Here is a 1,792-nt window from a genome sequence, read left to right as displayed (position 1 = left end):
CTGTAATTCCTCATGATGAATTAGAAGATACTGCGTATGAATGGGCACAGGAGATATTAGCAAAATCCCCAACATCTATAAGAATGTTGAAATTTGCTATGAATTTAACGGATGATGGAATGGTTGGGCAACAAGTTTTTGCAGGTGAAGCAACACGTTTAGCTTATATGACTGATGAAGCAAAAGAAGGAAGAAACGCATTTTTAGAAAAGCGCGCTCCTAATTTTGAAAAGAAATGGATTCCTTAGTCAATTGAAAATTAACAAAGTCTATTTAAAATGATAATTAATTTTTTCCCTTTGGGGAAATTAAAAAGGTGCACATGAAAATTATTTGCATAGGTCGTAATTACGCAAAACATATAGAGGAATTAGCGAGTGAAAAACCTGATAATCCGGTTATTTTTTTAAAGCCAGATTCAGCAATTTTAGCAAAGAATCAGCCTTTTTTTATTCCACCTTTTTCAAATGATATTCACTATGAAGTTGAAATATTAGTTAAAATTAATAAAGTTGGAAAGTATATAGATGAAAAATTTGCCCATAAATATTACGATGAAATTGGGTTAGGAATCGATTTTACAGCGCGTGATATTCAAGATAAATGTAAAGAAAAAGGCTTGCCTTGGGAAAAAGCAAAAGCTTTTGATGGTAGTGCTGTAATTAGTGAATTTATTCCAAAAGAAAATTTAGGAGATTTAAACGATTTAAAGTTTTCATTACATAAAAATTCAGTGTTAGTGCAAGATGGAAATACCAATGCAATGCTTTGGAAAATAGATGAATTAATAGCCTATGTTTCTCAATTTTTTACGCTTAAAAAAGGTGATGTAATTTTCACAGGAACTCCTGCAGGTGTTGGGAAAGTAGTTGAGAATGATGTACTTGTTGGCGCAATTAAGGAACAAGAATTATTTTCAATAAAAATTAAATAATTTATTAAAACGTAAATAAAATAGTCCCTAAAGGTTTAATATCTTCAGTTCTATGTTCTTTTAAACTATCAAAACCATAATGGGTTTGCACAAGTCTTTTAAAGTCATATTTTAATCGTGGAAATTCTCTTAATAGTTTATCAAAATCTTTGGTAGATGATTTTCCCATAAAATAATATAAAATTTCTGTGTAAGCTTTCGTTAAAGGAAGATTAAACTTACTACTATTTAAGGCTTTGATGAAAAAATTCTCTTTTATTTTACAGTTTTTGTGTGTAGCAACTTCTAAGCCATATTTGTTAATTAAAATCCACGAAAGTCTCAATTGAGTTTCATGATTGAATAATTCAGGTGGTAAAGTACAGGTTTCTACTTGATTGAGTAAATCATTGTCATTTAGGTTATTAAGTGTTTTCATAGCTGTAGTGATTTTTAGGGGTTTATATATAAAATAGATACTAAATATAGCGAAAGGTTGCGTTGTAATTAGTATTTTTAGCGAAAAATTATTGTATTAGAATGAATGCAGAAATAATTACTATTGGAGATGAAATTTTAATTGGTCAAATACTAGATTCAAATTCGAAATGGATAGCTTCAGAATTGAATAGAATTGGGGTTTCAGTATATCAAATTACTTCTATTCAAGATGATAAAGAGCATATATTAAAAGCTGTAAAAGAAGCACACTTTAATTGTGATATTGTGATTATAACAGGAGGCTTAGGACCTACAAAAGATGATATTACTAAATTAACTTTAGCTGAATATTTTAATGATATTTTAGTCCTGAATGAAGAAATAGTTGAACAGAGTAAAGAAATGTTTGCTAAATTAAACTATCCGTTTACAGAGGTT

4 protein-coding genes are annotated in these 1,792 nt (G+C 29.1%); 3 read left to right on the top strand and 1 reads right to left on the bottom strand.

All coding sequences use genetic code 11. The features are described from left to right. Together WAO74_RS12270 and WAO74_RS12265 are read left to right on the top strand one after the other, a co-directional pair. The coding region (locus WAO74_RS12270) for an enoyl-CoA hydratase-related protein (RefSeq protein ID WP_422162533.1) at nt 1-248 on the top strand (248 nt) is incomplete at its 5' end. A gap of 74 nt (nt 249-322) precedes the next feature. Then, complete coding sequence (locus WAO74_RS12265; RefSeq protein WP_422162532.1) at nt 323-934, top strand: fumarylacetoacetate hydrolase family protein; 612 nt, start codon at nt 323-325, stop codon at nt 932-934. A gap of 4 nt (nt 935-938) precedes the next feature. Here WAO74_RS12265 and WAO74_RS12260 read toward each other — a convergent pair whose 3' ends face one another. Continuing rightward, the gene (locus WAO74_RS12260) at nt 939-1,352 is read right to left on the bottom strand and encodes a hypothetical protein (RefSeq protein WP_422162530.1); all 414 of its coding nucleotides are present in this window, start codon (nt 1,350-1,352) and stop codon (nt 939-941) included. Nucleotides 1,353-1,453: 101 nt separating this feature from the next. On the opposite strand from WAO74_RS12260, the gene WAO74_RS12255 reads away from it, so the two are divergent. Then, the coding region (locus tag WAO74_RS12255) for a competence/damage-inducible protein A (protein ID WP_422162529.1) at nt 1,454-1,792 on the top strand (339 nt) is incomplete at its 3' end.

The organism is Polaribacter sp. (assembly GCF_049276715.1).
Lineage (GTDB): Bacteria > Bacteroidota > Bacteroidia > Flavobacteriales > Flavobacteriaceae > Polaribacter.
The sequence above is the reverse complement of the archived record's forward strand: the minus strand, read 5'-3'. Positions and strand labels throughout refer to the sequence as shown.

Coding starts and splice junctions, on each gene's coding strand:
- WAO74_RS12265 (WP_422162532.1), top strand. CDS start 323: ATGAAAATTATTTGCATAGGTCGTAATTACGCAAAACATATAGAGGAA.
- WAO74_RS12260 (WP_422162530.1), bottom strand. CDS start 1,352: ATGAAAACACTTAATAACCTAAATGACAATGATTTACTCAATCAAGTA.